Origin of the sequence: Candidatus Paraluminiphilus aquimaris (genome assembly GCF_026230195.1) — a bacterium.
Taxonomy (GTDB): domain Bacteria; phylum Pseudomonadota; class Gammaproteobacteria; order Pseudomonadales; family Halieaceae; genus Luminiphilus; species Luminiphilus aquimaris.
The window spans coordinates 2,665,921-2,684,481 of record NZ_CP036501.1; the positions used below are offsets into that span (position 1 = coordinate 2,665,921).

Below are 18,561 nucleotides of genomic sequence, written 5' to 3' on the forward strand. Positions count from 1 at the left end.
CGCTCCCTTACTCTGACTCGAGATCCGTAAGAATAAGGACATGACTTTCAACATCCAACTTGGCTAGCGGCTCTATCGACACAGTAAGGTAAGCCGCGTCCGCTGAGGTCGTTGTCTCTGCGGTTAAACCCACGGGATAGCCGGCGGGGAACCGCCCACCCAAACCCGAGGTTACCCACAAGTCGCCCTCGCTGACCTCAGACGTGCTGGCCAAATTTCTCACCAATAAGCGATTGAACAGACCTACACCCTCAGCTATTCCGCGCTGACCTGTACGATTGTTAAGAACCGGCAAACCGTGTTGACTATCGGTGACGAGAAGCGCTCGACTCGCAGACACACCAACCTGCACTAGCTGGCCCATGACGCCCTCCGCATTCAACAAAGGTGCCCCTTCCGAAATACCGTGCCGCTCACCCCGATCAATGGTCAATAAATGACGGTTGGGATCAGGAGACACAGCAATAACTCGCGCTACCGTCATCGTTGCATCGTCAGCCACCGGCGAGTTAAGCAGCGCACGATAACGCATGTTCTCGGCTGCCAACGCCTCCATGCGCTGTGCCCTCGCACTTAGGATGAGGTTGCGGTCCTCGAGCTCTTGAATGCGTGCGCGCATCTGGGCACGCGATTCGGTGTAATTACTCACGGACTGAACAAGACTTTTAGGGACTTCAACAACGGAAAGAGAGAGCGCGTTCACGTCAGCGCCCCAGCCGTTCACGCGTTTCATAACGCCTGTATCGCGAAACAACGCGACGAGGCACCAGCCTATCAAGACCAGTGTGAGCAATCTCAGCGTCAGGTATTTAGGGCGTGAAAAAAGAGTGGCGATGGCAAGCTCCTAAGGTGGCGTCGACCTCGGAGTTCTACTCGGTCGACATGAGGTCCAATGAGTAGTTGTCCATCAACTCGAGCGCCATACCACCGCCCCTTACCACGCAGGTAAGAGGATCTTCGGCGATGAGTACGGGCAACCCCGTTTCCTCTGCGATCCGCGCATCGAGATCTCGCAGCAGTGCACCACCGCCCGTCAATACGATCCCTTGCTCGGCGATATCAGCCGCTAGCTCCGGTGGCGATTGCTCAAGAGCCATTCTCACGGCGCGGATGATCGCGTCAACGGGTTCTTCGAGCGCCGTCATGACATCTGTACTGTTGAGGGTAAACGTGCGTGGAACGCCCTCAGCAAGATGGCGACCTCTTACGTCGATCTCGCGCTGCTCGCTGTTCACCCACACGCAACCCACTTCCTGCTTTATGCGCTCGGCAGTCGCATCACCAATGAGGCAGCCGAATCGACGACGTACATGCGCAACAATCGCTTCATCAAAGCGATCACCACCCACCCGGATCGAGTCTCTGTAAACCACACCACTAAGCGAAATCAGGGCTATTTCTGTCGTGCCACCACCTATATCAACAACCATGCACCCGATGGCTTCTTCCACCTTAAGGCCTGCGCCAATCGCGGCCGCCATAGGCTCTTCAATTAATCTAACGTCTCGCGCTCCTGCACCCTCCGCGGAACGACGAATCGCCTCCCGCTCAACCTGGGTGGAGAGGCAAGGGACACAAATGAGCACTCGAGGGCTGGGTCTCAACCACGAAGAGTGCGTGTCATGCACCTTGAGAATAAAGTGTTGAAGCATCTTTTCAGTGACCTGAAAATCAGCGATAACCCCGTCTTTAAGAGGGCGAATCGCCGTAATATTGCCGGGTGTTCGTCCCAGCATACGTTTCGCTTCGGTACCCACTGCCTCAATCGACTTTTGGCCGTTGTGCACGCGAATCGCAACAACAGAAGGCTCATCTAAAATGATACCTCTGTCCTTGACGTAAATAAGTGTGTTAGCCGTACCGAGGTCGATCGATAGATCGGTTGAGAACATCCCTCGTAAGCGCTTTAGCATTGTTTTTTGCCCATGGATTGGTGCGTTATATACATCGTAGTCAATGAGCCCCCTCATCGACTACCCGGGTGTGACTTCTCCCGAAAACTGACCTTCGCCAGCGTAATGCGATCTCCTTATGAAATGTAACAATCGGACAGTTTTTGAGCAAGCTGGATTGTGGTAGTTTCTACGTTTAACCCACATCAAGTAAGGTATTACCGTGACTCAGACAACGACAGTCAGAGACGTGGCCGAATTAGCACGTCTCACTATCGCTGACGACGACGTAGACAAGGTCACTCAGGAATTCAATCAGACGTTAGCATTATTTGACGCCCTCACCACCGTAGACACAGACGGGATCGCTCCCATGGTGAATCCCTGTGCTGAATCGCAACCCCTGCGGTCCGATGAGGTGAAGACCCTCGTGAATCGAGAGGCGCTCATGCAAAATGCGCCGGCCTCAGAGCAACATTACTTTCTTGTTCCGAGGGTAATCGACTGATGACATTTTGCTACGAAACAATTGAGGGCATGCGCGGAAAACTCGCCTCGGGAGCCATCTCCAGTGTCGAACTGACCCGGGAGTCGATAAACCGCATCACCGACCTCAACCCCTCTCTCAATGCCGTGATCACTGTGAATGAGGAGCGCGCCCTGGACGCGGCGGCCAAGGCAGACGCGGCACGACGTGAGGGTAATAGCAGCCCCCTTTTGGGCATCCCTATGCTGCACAAAGACATCTTTTGTACTCAGAACATGCCGACAACTTGCGCTTCAAAGATGCTTGAGGGCTTCGTCGCGCCTTACGATGCAACCGTTGTTAAACACCTTAACGCTGCAGGCATGGTCACGTTGGGCAAATGCAATATGGATGAATTTGCCATGGGCTCTTCCAACGAAACCAGCCATTTTGGCGCCTGTAAAAATCCGTGGGATACCGCCAAGGTGCCCGGCGGCTCCTCCGGTGGATCGGCATCAGCCGTAGCGGCCGGGCTAGTGCCACTTGCGACAGGCACCGATACGGGAGGCTCGATAAGGCAACCTGCAGCCTTGTGCGGCATCACGGGCTTAAAACCGACCTATGGACGGGTTTCACGATACGGGATGATCGCTTTCGCGTCGTCGATGGACCAAGCGGGCCCCATGGCCAGAACCGCCGAGGATTGCGCATTGGTGCTAGAGGCCATGGCTGGTGCAGACCCACTTGACTCGACGTGTTCTGACCAAGTGGTGCCCGCCTATTCAGCGCACCTAGAAGATTGCGTCCAAGGAATGCGGGTGGGTGTACCAAAAGAATTTTTCGCCAACGACTTGAACAGCGCCGTTGCTGAAACGATTGAAGCAAGCTTGAAGGAACTTGAAAAACTGGGCGCCAAATTGGTTGATGTGTCCTTGCCCTCGACGTCTCTGGGCGTCTCTACTTATTACGTTATTGCACCTGCCGAAGCTTCAGCCAATCTATCGCGCTACGACGGTGTCCGGTACGGATACCGCTGCGACAACCCCACCGATCTTCAAGACTTATACCTTAGGTCGCGAACAGAAGGGTTTGGTGAGGAGGTAAAGCGGCGCATTCTAATAGGCGCTTTCACCCTGTCGGCCGCATCCTACGACCAATATTTTATGAAAGCCCAACAAGTCCGACGGTTAATTTCTCAGGAGTACGAGGACGTACTCTCAAAGGTAGATGTGATTGCAGGTCCGTCCGCACCCAACACAGCGTTTGCGCTCAATGACTCGTCAAAGTCGATTACGGATATGTACATGGAGGACGTCTTTACCATCGGCGCCAATCTAGCAGGCTTACCCGCGATGAGTGTTCCTGCGGGTATCGTAGAGGGCCTCCCCGTAGGTATGCAGCTCATTGGACGGCGATTCGGCGAAGTTGATCTTTTGCGGCTTGCACACCAATTTCAGCAACGGACAACGTGGCATACCCTGACGCCAAAGATGGAGGAGCGTCACTGATGCGCTGGGAAAAAGTGATGGGTCTGGAGGTTCACCTTCAGCTTGCGACACAGTCGAAAATCTTCTCGTCATCATCCACTGTGTTTGGCGCAGAGCCCAACAGCCACACTAATCCGCTGGATATGGCCTTACCCGGGACGCTCCCGGTTCTCAATCATGAGGCGGTGACCAAGGCTATTGTCTTTGGTTTAGGCGTTGGCGCTGAGATTGGCAAGGTCTCGCGTTTCGACCGAAAAAACTATTTCTACCCTGACCTTCCCAAGGGGTATCAAATTTCGCAGTTTTTCGAGCCCATCGTAAAAGAAGGCGTGTTTGACGTACCCATGCCCGATGGTTCCATCTTCCCTGTTCGAATACTGCGAGCACATCTTGAGGAGGATGCGGGAAAATCAGTCCACGACGCGATTCCCGGCCAAACCGCTATCGACCTCAATCGCGCGGGGACACCGCTACTAGAGGTCGTTACCGAACCCGACTTTCGAACGGCGGACCAAGTCGTTGCCTACTTAAAAGCCCTGCACGCCCTAGTCACCTATCTCGGTATATCAGACGGCAACATGGCCGAAGGTTCCATGCGGTGCGACGTTAATTTATCGCTTCGACTGGAGGGGGAGCAGGAATACGGGACCCGCACCGAGCTCAAAAACATCAATTCATTTCGTTTCATAGAACGCGCCATTTATGTCGAAGCAGAGCGTCAGCAAGATATTCTAGAAAGCGGGCGAGCCGTTACTCAAGAAACACGGTTGTTTGACCCCGATGCTGATGAGACTCGCTCGATGCGTTCGAAAGAAGTGGCTAATGACTATCGCTATTTCCCTGACCCTGACCTCCTGCCAGTCGTTATCGACGATGAAACTATCGAGAGGATCCGGGCTGAGCTACCAGAACTTCCCACCACAAAGCGAGCCCGTTTCGCAGAGCAGCTGGGGTTGAGCCAATATGACGCATCACTGCTCACCCAAGATCGCCCTACGGCCGAGTTTTTTGAAGCGGTGGCAACGAAATGCAATAACCCTAAGTCTGCGGCAAACTGGCTACTTGGCGATGTAAGCGCCAGCCTTAACAAGGCGGGTATTCAGCTTACGGAAAGTAAATTAGTCGCGGTCGAACTGGCTGACCTCATTCTGCGGATCGATGACGGTACCCTCTCAAGCAAAATGGCTAAAACCGTCTTTGATGCTTTGTGGGATGGTGAAACCAATGTAGACCAGATCATCGAGAAAAACGGTCTTAAGCAAGTGAGTGATACCGGCGCTCTGGAATCTATTGTGAGTGATCTCATTGCGGCAAACCCGGCACAAGTTGAGCAATATCGCGCTGCCGATGAGGGAAAACAAAAAAAACTGATCGGTTTCTTCGTGGGCCAGGCCATGAAAGCCTCAAAAGGTCAGGCCAACCCGCAAATGCTCAATCAACTGTTGAAGGAAAAGCTCGGCTAGACGTCCTGGACCCGACCCTTAAGAAACCGCTCTCGATTTTCGCGCTTTTTCTCCTCGCTTTTACGTAGCAGCACGTACACCGCTCCGGTGCCTCCGTGCTGTGGGAGCGCCGAATGAAAAGCTTGGACGTCGTCGATGTCCTTTAACCAATGGTTGACGTAGCCCTTTAGAACGCCCGAACCGGACTTTTCTTTATTGCCCAAGCCCTTGCCATGCGTAATCAAAAGCGTCCTCAAACCCAGACGTCGCGCCTCTTTAAAGAAAGACCATACTTCGATTCTCGCCTGGGCCACGGTCATTCTATGCAGGTCGAGGCGCGCATCTATGTCATAGTGTCCGAGCCGCAATTTCCGGTATACGCCATTCTGAATGCCGGGTCGCTTGAATTCGAGTGCATACCAAGCATCTAGCGGTGCGATGCCATCGTCTGTCAGACGATTGTCGGAACGAGCATGCGCAGTCACAGCGGCCTGTCGTCTGACAGCGCTGTCAGTTCGGTCAGCTTTTACCAGGCGCTCCCTCGGATCACGCTTAAGTGGCTCAACGCCACTCATTTCACTGGTAAATAAATCATCGTCCTGCACGTTTGAGATTCCTTTCAGCACGGCCAACCTTATGCCGCATTAATATCCAAAGCCATTCCACTCAACCTCCTTCGTAGTATAGTCACACCTCTGACAAGCGGCGCGTTCTCGCGCCCAAAAAATGTGGTCGAGACTAAAACTAATGGCGAATACACTTTCAGGATTCGGGTACTTTTTCCGGGGGATGGGCCTTCTAACGCGCCCCGGACTCCGCCGCTTCGTGGTCATTCCACTACTGGCAAACATAGCGGTGTTCGCGCTAATGGCAGGCGCCATTTACCAGGCCCTGTCCGGTCTTTATATCGACTACACCAGCAATTTCATCGGGGACTGGGAGTTTCTCGCGTGGATAGTCACTCCGCTTATCTGGCTATTTGGAACCTTGCTATCGGGCTATATCTCGATATTCATCGTCCTTTTTCTCACCTCGCCTTTTCACGGCTTACTGGCCGAGCGAGTGGAGGAATATGTGACCGGAGAGGCTATCGTCAATGAGGGCTCAGCGCTTCAAATGGTGCTCGCCATACCCAGAGGCTTTCTGAGGGAAATCCAAAAGATAGTGCACTACGTGCCAATGGCGTTATTAGTGCTCATCATCACCCTGATTCCAGGCATAAATGTCGTAGCACCGCTTTTATGGATTTTACTCGGCGCATGGATGATGTCATTGCAGTTCGTTGACTACCCGATGGACAACCACCGGCTGTCATTTGGCGAGGTCCGTGCCGCCTGTAGTGCACGCCGGTCAACGTCCATAACCTTTGGGGCCGTGGTGGCCTTTGTTTCAGGCCTGCCCATTCTCAATCTAATCTTGATTCCAGCTGCCGTCGCAGGTGCGACGCTGTTGTGGTGTGAAGAGCTGAGACATCTCCGCTAGTCGTAGCGACTAGAGCACACTCATTTAGTCTGCGAGTAATTCCTCAGGGACTTGCGAGCATTTTAGCGGCTCACCCAGAAGCGCCTCAATTTCAGGCAGTAAGAACGCGTCGTCCTCGCTCGCAAAACTAATAGAAATGCCCTTTTCACCCGCGCGGCCAGTTCGGCCTATGCGGTGCACGTAGTCCTCAGGGTCCTCGGGCAGATCGTAGTTGATGACGTGACTGACTCCATCCACGTGAATCCCTCGGCCGGCCACATCTGTCGCAATCAACACACGAATACGGCCTGATTTAAAACGCTCCAGGGTCTTCGTACGTTTCACCTGAGCAACCTCGCCCGATAAAATGCCGCACTCTAGGCCCTGTTTATTCAGCCGTTCGTAAACACGGCGCACTTGATCTCGCCGATTTGCAAAAACAATAACCGATGTTGCATCAGGCTCGGCAAGAATACGCTTCAAAACATTGAGTCGGTCTCGACTCTCCAGAAGGTAAACGCGCTGCTCAACATTTTCTGTAGCCACGCGCTCGGGCTCAATTTCCACTGTAATTGGATCAAACGTCCACTGGCGCGCAAGATTCATAATATCTGGGCTGAAGGTCGCCGAGAACAACAATGTCTGTCGGTCTTCCTTTCTCGGCGTTGACCTCACGATACGCTTTACTTGAGGGATGAACCCCATATCCAGCATGCGATCCGCCTCGTCCAAAACCAGAGACTCAACACGGTCAAGGAACATATCACCACGCTGTATAAAGTCGATCAGACGACCCGGCGTCGCGACAACAATATCGGTCACGCGATCATTCACCTTGGCCAGTTGCTTTGCATAATCTGCGCCACCAATCAGGGTCACAGTACTGAGTCCGGTGAACTTACCCAGCTCCCGAGCATCATCGCCTATCTGCATCACCAACTCGCGAGTGGGTGCCAGTACGACGGCCCGTGGCTCTGCAAGGTAACGCTCCCCCTCAATAGGATTATTCAGCAGGTCATTGAATAACGTAATCAGAAACGCCGCTGTTTTGCCCGTGCCCGTCTGAGCCTTGCCGATGGCATCATGTCCCTCGAGGGTATAGGGCAGGATCTTTGCCTGAATTGGCGAGCATTTCTCGAATCCCAGTGCGTCGATGCCACGCATGAGCGAGCCATCAAGATCTAGCGATTCGAATAAAATGTCCTCGGCGGTAGATGCCGCATTCTCGGGCGTTTGTGCAGTGTTTTCAGACAATTGCAATCGGGTCCTGTCAAAAGAGGCCGGAGCATAGCACACTGACTACTCAACACTGTCCTTATTTACGGGCCTCGGCTTTTTCAACCCCCGTCGTGTTAGAAACGCCCATCGCGGTAAAAACATCTGTCGTGGTAAAATAGGCCATAAGGCAAGAGAACCCCCATGGTAAATACATCCACTTCAGTTACGTCCGAGCTTAAGCATCTCTGGCGCATAGGCTGGCCGTTGCTCCTCGCTCAAGCCGCCCAGATGGGGACTGGGGTTGTCGATACGATCATGGCTGCACGGTTTGGCGATAAAGATCTCGCTGCGATCGCCATTGGTTTTCATATATGGCTACCGCTATACCTCATCGTCTTAGGGGTCATGTTCGCGTCGTCGTCCATTGTTGCGCAGGACTTCGGTGCGGGTCGTCTTCAACGAATCAAAGATCAATTACCCCAATCGTTGTGGGTAGCGGTGCTTCTGAGTTTATTGGTAGCGCCCTTGTGCTACCTCAGCCCCGGCGGCCTTCCCTGGCTGGGAATCGATGCATTAACGGTCCAGAAATCGGGCGACTACATTCGTATGGTGGCCTTTGGCCTGCCCGCTATCGGCATCTTCATGGCGCTTCGATACCACACACAGGGTCTTGGAATAACCTCGCCATTTGCCGTCGCCGCGGTCATTGGGTTCTTTGCGAACATACCGTTGAATTACGTGCTCATATTTGGCTTTGGAGACATTCCAGCGATGGGCGCCAAAGGCTGTGGCATTGCAACAGCCATTTCGATGTGGCTTTCCGCACTGATCATCACCGTATATGTTTTGAATAAAGACTCCTTGAAACCCTTCATGCCGCCGTGGATGCCGGTCGCACCCGATTTACCTGCGATAAAAAATATACTCGTATTGGGATTTCCCGTTGGCGCCACGATGTTCCTTGAAACTGCCGTTTTCACAGGCATCGCGCTACTCATATCATCGCTTGGCGACGTAGCTATTGGTGCACATCAGATAGCTTTTAATGTGTGGGATATGTTCTATATCCCGATGCTCGCCATCGGCGGTGCAATGGCTACCCGAATGGGCCATGCTATCGGCGCTCAAGACAAGGCCGGAGTCTTTCGGGCCCTGAAAGCGGGCATGATTTACTCGGGTGCGGTCAGCGCAGTGACAATGATAGTTCTACTCTCACTACCTCATGTCATTGTATCTGTGTACACACAATCGTCTGATATGTCATTGCTCGCGGTCCGCTTACTGAGCTTCGCGGCTCTCTTTGTGATGATCGATGCCGTCCAGATCGTGGGCTCTTTCTCGATGCGAGCCTACAAGAAAACAACGTTCCCTTTTATCGCATCGATGGTCGCCTACTGGCTGATAGCCCTCCCCCTTGGCTATTACCTTGGCATCATGACAGCCAACAACGCCTCAGATGGTGCAGCCGGGTTTTGGGTGGGCATAATCGTGGGGGTAGGCGTTGCGTCTGGGATGATTGCCATCAAGCTCGTGGCGCTTCTCAAGCAGCCCATTCCCAGTGATTTGGTAACAGAGTAATCATACCTACGGTCCGGGAAAGCTCGGGCCCTAGCGGTGGCCACACCCCGTCACTGGTGTAAGGGTTAGCTTGTCTATGCGCTGCTCACTGGCATCGTAAACGCGCAATACCCCCCATTGAGGTGAGCTACGCCCGATAAGTATCGTTAGTGCATCTTGCGCCTGCCAGGCGGCTATCACGCCAACCACCGTCCCTAGTACACCTTCATTACGACAATCCGCGCTTCGCTCAGCGTCTTGAGCCGGTGCAATACACTGATAGCACCCCTCTGCTCGTGTGCGACTAAAGGCAGCAACTTGACCGTGAAACCTTGTGGCTGCACCCATAATCCAAGGCAAGTTCAATCGTCGAGTGACCGATTCTAATGTGTGTCTTGCCGCGAGATTGTCGGTTGCATCGAGCACCAAATCGACTCCCGTTAAGTAGGTCTCATCAAGCGCACTGTCTTGCCCGAGACGATAGTTATCCGCCGAAATGGCAATGTCGCTGTTAAGAAGCGCTAGTTGGTTACGTAAGGCCTCTGATTTTGACTTCCCTAGGTCGCTTTCACGAAAAGCCAATTGCCGATGCAAATTACTGATTTCAACTACATCGTCATCGATTAAGGTAATGCCCCCCACGCCCGCACCTGCAAGATAGAGCCCGATCAAGGACCCTAGCCCGCCGCAGCCAATAATGGCTACCGAAGATGTCGCAAGCGCTTCTTGCCCCGAAAAATCCACTTCGGGTAGCAGTATTTGGCGCGAGTAGCGCTCCAGCCATTCGTCATTCATGAGGTCCAACATCCACCTGTTGCCCGTGGTCGTCCTGCCAGGTCGTGTCTTAGGGTAATGCAATTGAAACCACGCAGTGCCATTAACTTGGCGACGTCTGCCGCCTGATCGTAGCCGTGCTCCAAAAGCAACCAACCACCGGGTTCGAGGTGAGCTGGGGACTCATCGACTATCGTACGGATCGCTCCGAGACCGTCGTCTCCGTCGGTCAGCGCACTTATCGGCTCAAAGCGGAGGTCACCCGCTGCAAGGTGAGGATCATTTGCCGCAACATAAGGTGGATTGGATACGATCAGTGGCCATTTTCGGCCGACCAGACCCGAGAGCCAATTGGACTCAATCAACTCGACAGGCAAGTCTAGTGTCGCCGCATTTTCGGCCGCAATGGCTAAGGCACGAGCGCTTGCATCGCTCGCCGTAACGCTGAGCTCTGGGCACGCCGATTTTACTGCCATGGCGATGGCACCGCTGCCCGTTCCCAAATCGAGAAAGCGACTAAGCCCGTACTCGCCCACCAACTCGACCGCCCATTCTACCAGGCACTCGGTCTCTGGACGCGGGATCAGAACATCTTGAGTAACACGCAATCTGAGCGACCAAAACTCGCGATAACCCAATAGATAAGCAAGAGGGATTCCCGTTTGCCGCTGCTGACAAAGTTCTTCAAAGACCGAGAGCACCTTGTTTGGCAGCTCGTCTGTGTCATGCGCTATCAGCCAAGCGCGGTCCTCATGAGCTAAGTCTAAACAATGCAAAAGCAACCTCTCTGCGTCACGCCTAAAGGCCGCATGCGCCGCAAGTGCATCTTTAACAATCATTCATCGCCCAAGGCCGCAAGGAGGTCGGCTTGATGCTCCTGTCGAAGGGGCTGAACGACTGCATCTAAGTCGCCTTGTACGACCTCATCGAGCTTATAAAGCGTCAAATTAATACGATGATCCGTTACGCGCCCTTGAGGGTAATTGTAGGTTCGAATCCGGTCAGATCGATCACCCGTGCCAACAAGGTTTCGTCGCTCCTCTGCCTGCTCTGCTGCCAGCTGTTGCTCTGAGGCCGAAGCAAGCTTTGCTTGGAGTAGAGACATCGCTCTCGCACGATTCTTATGTTGCGAGCGCTCATCCTGACACTCAACCACAATCCCTGTCGGTATATGAGTCAACCGCACGGCAGAGTCAGTTGTATTGACATGCTGACCACCGGCACCAGACGAACGGTAGGTGTCAACGCGCAGATCTTCTTTACGAATTTCGATTTCCTCGACTTCGTCAGGCTCGGCCATGACCGCCACCGTACAAGCTGAGGTATGAATTCGACCCTGAGACTCGGTCTCAGGCACACGCTGCACTCGATGAGCACCCGACTCGAATTTCAGGTGCGCATATACCGCCTCACCGGCGACACGCGTAATAATTTCTTTATAGCCACCGTGATCGCCAGCGCGCTCAGAGATAATTTCGATTGCCCAGCGCTTACTCTCCGCATACCGAGAATACATCCGAAACAAATCGCCAGAGAAAATCGCGGCTTCATCGCCACCCGTCCCTGCCCGGATCTCCAAGAACACATTGCTTTTGTCCTTGGGATCTTTGGGTAACATCAAAAGCTGCAGTTCACCCTCAGCAGTTGCCATAAAGGTTTCAGCTGTTGCCACTTCTTCTTGCGCCATTTCCCTGACGTCCGCATCCGGGTCATTCAACATCACCTTTGCTTCAGCGAGATCCTCCTGTGCACGCCGATAACCGTCGTACACCTTCACCACTTCATCAAGCTGTGCGTATTCCTGGGAAAGTAATCTGAACTTATTGGGGTCAGACGCCGTTTCTGCATCTGACAAAAGCGCCGAGACTTCTTCATGACGATCAGAAAGGGACTCAAGCTTGGTAACAAGCGATGATTTCACAATTAACGGCCTTTATCGAAATACGCTAGGGGGGTGTCGAATTATTGGAGTGTCGACGAACCGTCTGAGGGTACCGATGAGGACACACCAAGCAACTCTGCTGCACGCGAGACATTAACACGATCACCCTCTTTTGCGATCTGTTTTAGCCCTGCTGTCGGCGCGTGAATAAGTTTATTCGTCAGATCACGGGACAATCGCGTGATCACCTCCTCTGCAGGCCTACCGCTCTCAAGAGCTTTCAACGCACGCTCTAACTCAGCTTGCTGAATCGCCATGGCGGATTCGCGATAATTGCGAACGACATCAGAAGACGCCCGAAGGTGCCAAGAGGCCTCAACCTCAACAACACCCTCCTCAACAATTTTGTCCGCCTTACTCGCCTCATGACTCCGTATACGAACATTTTCTTCAACGACGCCGCGTAAATCATCCACGGTGTAGAGATAGACGTCCGAGAGTGAGGCCACCTGTGGCTCAATATCTCGCGGAACAGCGAGATCAATAAGTAAAGCAGGTCTGAAACGACGTGCTTTTATCGCCTCTTCAACTGCGCCTTTACCTAAAATGGGCAATTGGCTTGCGGTAGAACTAATAACGATGTCTGCACTGGGCAGCCGCTCGGTGACATCTGCAAGCAGTATCGCCTCAGCACTAAATTGCTCGGCCAGTGTTTCAGCTCGCTTTAACGTTCGATTAGCAACGATAAGCTTGCCGAGACCGGCTTCGTTGAGATGTCGAGCGACAAGCTCTATCGTTTCACCCGCACCCAAAAGCAACGCGGTTCGGTTACCCAGATCTGAAAAGATTCTTCCCGCCAAATCGACTGCGGCATACGCAACCGACACCGGATTTTCACCAATCGCCGTATCAGTACGCACACGCTTTGCTAATCGGAAGGCTTCAGGAAATAGCTTGCTTAGCGAGTCACCAATGCCGCCACTTTCCTGCGCCACGGCGAACGCAGACTTAATTTGACCGAAAATCTGAGGCTCACCTAGAACCATTGAGTTAAGACCTGCCGCCACTCTTACCAAGTGTGTTAAGCCCGCGAGACCATAGTTCCGGTAGGTGCAGGTTGCGAGGTCGTCGGAGGATAGACCGTGAAACTTCGCCAACCAAGTAACGATATCATCACCGGCAGCAACACCTTGCTCGTCTTGCGAGTACCAGCCGTAAATTTCTGTGCGGTTACAGGTGCTAAGGATGACACCCTCTTCAAGCTGCGTGGACGAGATCAAGTCCGAAATTGCCTCTGGGACCACCTCGGGCGCGAACGCCACGCGCTCACGCACGGCGACGGGTGCCGAGTCGTGATTAACACCAATGACAATTACCTTAGACGTCATACCTGTAAAGTATTAAGTACATTTGAGCAAACTATACCAGACAATTTACCCTACATGCGGGCATGTGCCGAATTCGTCGGGTATGTCATTATTACACTCATGCGAGCGATTAAACTTTTTTTCATCACGACTCTCTTAACCTTGGCTGGATGTGCGACCGGGCCAGAGGCGTCCACAACCGTTGCGAGTAGCCCTACAGCGCCCGCTTCGGCAGCACCGGTACTCGATATCGACGATAGCGCCCCGCCTTATGCTGATATACCGCACGAGCAGCTCCACCAGCTACTCGAAGCCGAATTTGCCATCCGAGCGAGAGATTTGGAGTTGGGATTAGAAAAGCTGCTCGCGGCAAGTCTTGCGCTGCCGGACCCTGCCGTTGCTCGGCGCGCACTCCAACTAGCTCAATTTCTCCGCGATCGCGACGCGATACTCAGCATGGCTCAGCGCGTATCTGATCTCGCTCCCGAGGACGCAGAAGCCGCCACATTCGCGGCGGCTTTGTTGATCGAGCGTGGCGACATAGTAACAGCTCTCCCATACTCCAAAAGAGCGTTTGCCTCGTCATCGGATATTAATCCAGCTGCCCTATTAAATGGCTTTAAAGCTCAGCCAGCCCAAACGCAACGGCTCATCAAAGACCTGATAATCGAGCTGAGTGACGCCTACCCTAACGAGCCGCGGACCTTATTCGCCAAGGCACTGCTGGCTTGGCGAGAGGGCGAGGCGACGGCGTCTGAAGGTATTTTAATGACGCTGCTCTCCATTGAGCCTTATCACGAGCGCGGCACACTACTGCTCACCGAAATTCGATCACGCACTGACGAAGAAACGGCATTTGACTACCTGCTTGAGGCGATAGAGGCCACTAATAGTCCACTTCTTCGTTATCAGTACGCGCGGTTTCTGACAGGAAAACAGCGATTAACCGAGGCAAAACAGCAATTTGATGTATTGGTTGAGATTGCACCTGAGAACATCGATTACGCTATGGGCGCCGCCTTGCTGGATTTAGAACTCGATCAGCCTGCCGCTGCGCTCGTTATTCTAGATCGGGTCATTTCGCTCCAGCAGCGCCTCGATGACGCTTATCTGTATCGTGGAATTGCTTTGGCTCGACTGGGTGACAGCACCGGTGCACTGGATGCCTTAGCAAAGGTTGGCGACTCCCAAAATCTGACCGCTGCGCTGCGAGAAGCGACGAAGCTCCTGCTAGATGACGGCCGAGAAGCCGCCATCAATACGTTTTTCGAAGCCCATCGGACAGCACATCCAAACGGCCGGGAGGTCAACTTTATCTTCCACGCTGACGCTCTCAATGCAGTGGGCTCAACGCGAGCGGTCGACATTCTCTCTGAGGGCGTTGCATCGCTCTCGAACTCAACTCGATTGCTGTTTGCTCGAGCCAGTTTACTGGAGCGTGCAGGACGTTTTGAGGCGGCCGAGAGTGACTATCGGAGTGTGCTCGCATTAAGACCTGGTGATGCCGGCGCGCTGAATGCGCTCGGGTACGCACTTACCAATAATACTGAGCGATTTTCTGAAGCGGCCACCCTGTTAGAGGAGGCCATTTCAAAAGACCCGCGCAACCCTGCCATTATCGACAGCCTCGGCTGGGTCTATTTTAAGTTAGGTAAGAATCGGCAAGCCGAAGCCTTGCTCAAAGAGGCCTACCAGCAATACCCGGACCCAGAGGTCGCGGCTCACTTAATTGAACTACTTTGGTCCGTTGGTCGCGAAATCGAAGCGCGCGATTTGATGGTGGCACACTTAAAATCGTCACCCAATAATCCAATGCTTATCAACACGGCCATTCGATTGGCGATACCACTCCCTAAATGATGTCATCCCGATCCATCATCATCGTGTTGACACTGGCGTTACTCACAAACGGGTGCGCTCACAAAGTCGACACCCCAGTCCCCTATGATGAGATGAGGGAAACGCAAATATCGGTAACACAGCCTTGGACGGCCAAGGGTAAACTGCTGGTGACCGCCGAGGACACACGCCAATCGCTGCGCTTTACATGGAGACATCAAGTGGAAGGCGAGGATGTCATCACCCTAAGCGATACGTTGGGCATAAAGGCGCTCGTCTTACATCAGCGCGACGGCGTACTCTATGAGCGACAGCCCGATCAATCGCTCTCAAAACTGCAAACTCATCAACTTAACAAAGACCTCAGAGCCTTCGCATCGATGGCGTCTCAGGACTTTGCGCGCACATTGACCGGTGAAGTGTTACCGGCATCGGACATTTCCTCCGAAGTCAGGAGTTGGCAGTCTGTTGGAGGACTCGATGCACCGAAAACGATCCTTCTTCGCGGCGCTGATATCGCGGTAAAGGTCGTGGTCAGTCACTGGGAACTCGAAAACGATGCTAAATAACGTGCTCGAAGTACTGAGCCCCGCCAAGCTCAATCTTTTTTTACATGTCACTGGGCAGCGGTCCAATGGCTATCACGAGCTGCAAACTGTTTTCCAGCTTCTCAATTGGGGCGATACGCTAAGGTTTGAGTTGAGCAAGACGCCAGGCATTCGGTTAGCAGGCAACCTTAAAGGGATAGATCAGTCAGAGAATCTTATTATTCGGGCTGCCAATCTATTGGCCTTACCCGATCACATTGGCGTCTCAATAACCGTTAATAAAATCATCCCAATGGGAGGTGGTTTAGGCGGAGGCAGTTCGAATGCAGCCGTCACCATGCTTGCGCTGAACAAACTGCTCACACTGGGTTACAGCATTGACGAAATGGCGTTGATGGGTGCGTCACTCGGCGCTGATGTGCCCGTTTTTGTTCGCGGGCACTCAGCATGGGGAGAGGGTATTGGTGAGGAACTCTGTCCTATTGACCTGCCAAATCGCTGGTTTGTGATTATTTACCCCAATTGTCACGTCTCAACACAGGAAATCTTCACCGCTGCAGAATTGACACGCAATACTCCGCCAATTACAGTGTCGGCCTTTTTCGACGGGGCAGTTCATAACGACCTCCAAGCTGTGGTGGAGGCGCGGTATGAACCCGTGAGAGCGGCCATAGAGTGGTTGTCAGCACGAGGCTCCGCCATGATGACCGGAAGCGGCGCCTGTGTATTTGCCGCTTATGACGAGCGCGAATCGGCCGAGCGCGTTGCCGATGAGGCTGAGGGCTGTTTTCAAGCCTTCGTCGCAGAGGGAATTAACCGCTACTCCATTGAGTAGCATGAACATTTTATTGGGGCGTCGCCAAGCGGCAAGGCAGCGGGTTTTGATCCCGCCATTCGGAGGTTCGAATCCTCCCGCCCCAGCCATTTTCTAGTCGCAGGATGCCCCGCATGTCTTCGAAAATGATGGTCTTTACGGGCAACTCAAACCCCGACCTAGCCAAAAAGGTGGCAAGCCGCCTTTATCTTGAGTTGGGTGGCGCTAAAGTTGATAAATTCTCCGATGGCGAAGTCACCGTAGAACTGAACGAGAACGTTCGCGGTAAAGACGTTTTCGTCCTTCAGAGCACCTGTGAACCAACGAACGACAATTTGATGGAGCTCTTGCTCACTATTGACGCGCTACGCCGGGCGTCGGCGAGCCGGATCACGGCCGTCGTACCGTACTTTGGCTACGCACGCCAGGATCGACGTGTCAGATCGTCGCGAGTACCGATCTCGGCCAAGGTCGTTGCCGATATGATGGTTAGTGTCGGCGTGGATCGCGTGCTGACGGTCGACTTGCACGCGGAACAGATTCAGGGCTTTTTTACCTGCCCGGTGGACAACGTCTACGCATCACCCGTACTCAATGATGACATCACCGCGAGCAAATTTAAGGACGTGGTTGTCGTCTCGCCCGATATTGGCGGCGTTGTCAGAGCACGAGCCATTGCTAAGCAGCTCGATGACGCTGATCTGGCGATTATTGATAAACGCCGGCCTCGTGCTAACGAGTCCGAGGTGATGAATTTGATTGGAGATGTTGAAGGCCGCACTGCCATCATGGTTGATGACATGGTCGACACTGCTGGCACGCTCTGTTCAGCCGCGAACGCCCTCAAAGAGCGTGGCGCGAAGAAAGTTGTGGCCTACTGTACGCACGCAGTCTTGTCAGGTAAGGCGCTTGAGAACGTTCGCAACTCCCAGCTCGATGAGCTTGTGGTGACGGACACCATTCCACTGAGCGCTGAAGCTAAAAGCATTTCGAAGATCCGCCAATTAACCATCGCTGACCTGTTGGCTGAATCAATACGACGAGTCAGTAACGAAGAATCCATTAGCGCGCTGTTTGACGCATAAAACAGCGTAAACCCACCCACCTCCCAACTGGTCGCAGGTTCGGAGGTGAATTGTCAAAGGAGACAGACCATGTCTGACACTTTTGTAGTAGAAGCCGAGCTTCGCAGTGATGAAGGGAAAGGTGCGAGCCGCCGCCTTCGCCGACTCGAAGCAAAAGTACCCGCCATCATATACGGGGGCGATAGTGCGCCCGTGAGTTTATCGCTGATCCGAAAAGACTTCGAAAAGCACCTCGAAAAGGAAGCGTTTTACTCTGCCATTATTGAAGTGGCTTACGACGGTAAGAAAGAAAAAGCGATTCTGAAAGCGCTACAGCGTCACCCTGCAAAGGATTTTCCAATGCACGCTGACTTCTTCCGAATCGAAGCGAACAAGGCGGTCAAAGTTTCTATCCCGCTACACTTCATCAACGAAGACACATGTGTGGGCGTCAAGTTAGGTGGCGGTCGTATCCAGCACACAGTGAACGAAGTTGAAGTACTCGCTTTACCAGGTGACCTCCCTGAATTTATCGAAGTCGATATGTTGGATGTCCAGGTCGGTGACATTATTCACCTCTCTGACCTCAAACTGCCCGCTGGCGTTACGTCAACAGCACTTGCACTCGGTGATGACAGAGATATGGGTGTAGCCAGCGTGCTCGCGCCACGGGGCGCCAAAGCAGCTTCAGGCGACGATGACGATTCAGCTGAAGAGGCTGATGAGTCCGAAGGCGGCGAAGAGAGCTAG

Annotated in this window: 18 protein-coding genes and 1 tRNA gene; 11 read left to right on the plus strand and 8 right to left on the minus strand. The window is 53.3% G+C overall.

Annotated elements, in window-relative coordinates:
• Positions 1–7: 7 nt before the first annotated feature.
• Both mreC and E0F26_RS12245 read right to left on the minus strand, forming a co-directional pair.
• Positions 8–835 (minus strand): rod shape-determining protein MreC, encoded by an 828-nt coding sequence (gene mreC / locus E0F26_RS12240; protein WP_320416201.1) that lies wholly within the window; start codon positions 833–835, stop codon positions 8–10.
• Positions 836–869: 34 nt separating this feature from the next.
• On the minus strand, positions 870–1,913 hold the full coding sequence (locus E0F26_RS12245; protein ID WP_279241947.1) for a rod shape-determining protein: 1,044 nt from the start codon (positions 1,911–1,913) through the stop codon (positions 870–872).
• A gap of 202 nt (positions 1,914–2,115) precedes the next feature.
• Here E0F26_RS12245 and gatC point away from each other — a divergent pair, with 202 nt between their 5' ends.
• Genes gatC through gatB form a run of 3 tightly spaced genes read left to right on the plus strand, consistent with a single transcriptional unit; the run spans position 2,116 to position 5,308 of the window.
• A complete protein-coding gene (gene gatC, locus E0F26_RS12250) occupies positions 2,116–2,400 on the plus strand; it encodes an Asp-tRNA(Asn)/Glu-tRNA(Gln) amidotransferase subunit GatC (protein WP_279241948.1) in 285 nt (94 codons plus the stop codon).
• Positions 2,400–3,866: an Asp-tRNA(Asn)/Glu-tRNA(Gln) amidotransferase subunit GatA gene (gene gatA / locus E0F26_RS12255; protein ID WP_279241949.1), complete on the plus strand. Its 1,467-nt coding sequence runs from the start codon at positions 2,400–2,402 to the stop codon at positions 3,864–3,866. The genes gatC and gatA overlap by 1 nt, the downstream gene beginning before the upstream one ends.
• A complete protein-coding gene (gene gatB / locus E0F26_RS12260; RefSeq protein ID WP_279241950.1) occupies positions 3,866–5,308 on the plus strand; it encodes an Asp-tRNA(Asn)/Glu-tRNA(Gln) amidotransferase subunit GatB in 1,443 nt (480 codons plus the stop codon). Before gatA ends, gatB begins: the two co-directional genes overlap by 1 nt.
• Here gatB and smrA read toward each other — a convergent pair.
• Positions 5,305–5,892 carry a DNA endonuclease SmrA gene (smrA, locus tag E0F26_RS12265; protein ID WP_279241951.1) on the minus strand — a complete coding sequence of 196 codons (588 nt, stop codon included), beginning with the start codon at positions 5,890–5,892 and terminating at the stop codon, positions 5,305–5,307. The two genes, gatB and smrA, sit on opposite strands and share 4 nt — an antisense overlap.
• A 142-nt stretch (positions 5,893–6,034) precedes the next feature.
• Here smrA and cysZ point away from each other — a divergent pair, with 142 nt between their 5' ends.
• On the plus strand, positions 6,035–6,769 hold the full coding sequence (cysZ, locus tag E0F26_RS12270; RefSeq protein WP_279241952.1) for a sulfate transporter CysZ: 735 nt from the start codon (positions 6,035–6,037) through the stop codon (positions 6,767–6,769).
• 24 nt (positions 6,770–6,793) lie between these two features.
• Here cysZ and rhlB read toward each other — a convergent pair whose 3' ends face one another.
• Positions 6,794–8,002: an ATP-dependent RNA helicase RhlB gene (rhlB, locus tag E0F26_RS12275; RefSeq protein ID WP_420887690.1), complete on the minus strand. Its 1,209-nt coding sequence runs from the start codon at positions 8,000–8,002 to the stop codon at positions 6,794–6,796.
• Between the two features lie 165 nt (positions 8,003–8,167).
• Here rhlB and E0F26_RS12280 point away from each other — a divergent pair, with 165 nt between their 5' ends.
• The gene (locus E0F26_RS12280) at positions 8,168–9,544 is read left to right on the plus strand and encodes an MATE family efflux transporter (RefSeq protein ID WP_279241953.1); all 1,377 of its coding nucleotides are present in this window, start codon (positions 8,168–8,170) and stop codon (positions 9,542–9,544) included.
• A 30-nt stretch (positions 9,545–9,574) separates the two neighbouring features.
• Here the strand turns inward: E0F26_RS12280 and E0F26_RS12285 are convergent, their stop codons facing one another.
• The 4 genes from E0F26_RS12285 to hemA are packed head-to-tail and all read right to left on the minus strand — an operon-like array spanning position 9,575 to position 13,567.
• Complete coding sequence (locus E0F26_RS12285; RefSeq protein ID WP_279241954.1) at positions 9,575–10,318, minus strand: HesA/MoeB/ThiF family protein; 744 nt, start codon at positions 10,316–10,318, stop codon at positions 9,575–9,577.
• Complete coding sequence (gene prmC / locus E0F26_RS12290; protein WP_279241955.1) at positions 10,315–11,136, minus strand: peptide chain release factor N(5)-glutamine methyltransferase; 822 nt, start codon at positions 11,134–11,136, stop codon at positions 10,315–10,317. Before prmC ends, E0F26_RS12285 begins: the two co-directional genes overlap by 4 nt.
• Positions 11,133–12,218 carry a peptide chain release factor 1 gene (gene prfA, locus E0F26_RS12295; RefSeq protein WP_279241956.1) on the minus strand — a complete coding sequence of 362 codons (1,086 nt, stop codon included), beginning with the start codon at positions 12,216–12,218 and terminating at the stop codon, positions 11,133–11,135. The genes prmC and prfA overlap by 4 nt, the downstream gene beginning before the upstream one ends.
• A gap of 41 nt (positions 12,219–12,259) precedes the next feature.
• Positions 12,260–13,567, minus strand: coding sequence for a glutamyl-tRNA reductase (hemA, locus tag E0F26_RS12300; RefSeq protein ID WP_279241957.1), 1,308 nt, complete (start codon positions 13,565–13,567; stop codon positions 12,260–12,262).
• Between hemA and E0F26_RS12305 the strand changes: the two genes are divergently transcribed.
• From E0F26_RS12305 to E0F26_RS12330, 6 genes are all read left to right on the plus strand, one after another.
• Positions 13,532–15,406, plus strand: a complete 1,875-nt coding sequence (locus tag E0F26_RS12305) for a tetratricopeptide repeat protein (RefSeq protein ID WP_279241958.1) — start codon at positions 13,532–13,534, stop codon at positions 15,404–15,406. The genes hemA and E0F26_RS12305 overlap by 36 nt on opposite strands.
• Positions 15,403–15,954, plus strand: coding sequence for a lipoprotein insertase outer membrane protein LolB (locus tag E0F26_RS12310; RefSeq protein WP_279241959.1), 552 nt, complete (start codon positions 15,403–15,405; stop codon positions 15,952–15,954). Before E0F26_RS12305 ends, E0F26_RS12310 begins: the two co-directional genes overlap by 4 nt.
• Positions 15,944–16,768 carry a 4-(cytidine 5'-diphospho)-2-C-methyl-D-erythritol kinase gene (ispE, locus tag E0F26_RS12315; RefSeq protein WP_279241960.1) on the plus strand — a complete coding sequence of 275 codons (825 nt, stop codon included), beginning with the start codon at positions 15,944–15,946 and terminating at the stop codon, positions 16,766–16,768. Before E0F26_RS12310 ends, ispE begins: the two co-directional genes overlap by 11 nt.
• Before the next feature lie 14 nt (positions 16,769–16,782).
• A tRNA-Gln gene (locus E0F26_RS12320) sits at positions 16,783–16,857 on the plus strand.
• A gap of 39 nt (positions 16,858–16,896) precedes the next feature.
• Positions 16,897–17,832 (plus strand): ribose-phosphate pyrophosphokinase, encoded by a 936-nt coding sequence (locus tag E0F26_RS12325; protein WP_279243232.1) that lies wholly within the window; start codon positions 16,897–16,899, stop codon positions 17,830–17,832.
• 69 nt (positions 17,833–17,901) lie between these two features.
• Positions 17,902–18,561: a 50S ribosomal protein L25/general stress protein Ctc gene (locus E0F26_RS12330; RefSeq protein ID WP_279241961.1), complete on the plus strand. Its 660-nt coding sequence runs from the start codon at positions 17,902–17,904 to the stop codon at positions 18,559–18,561.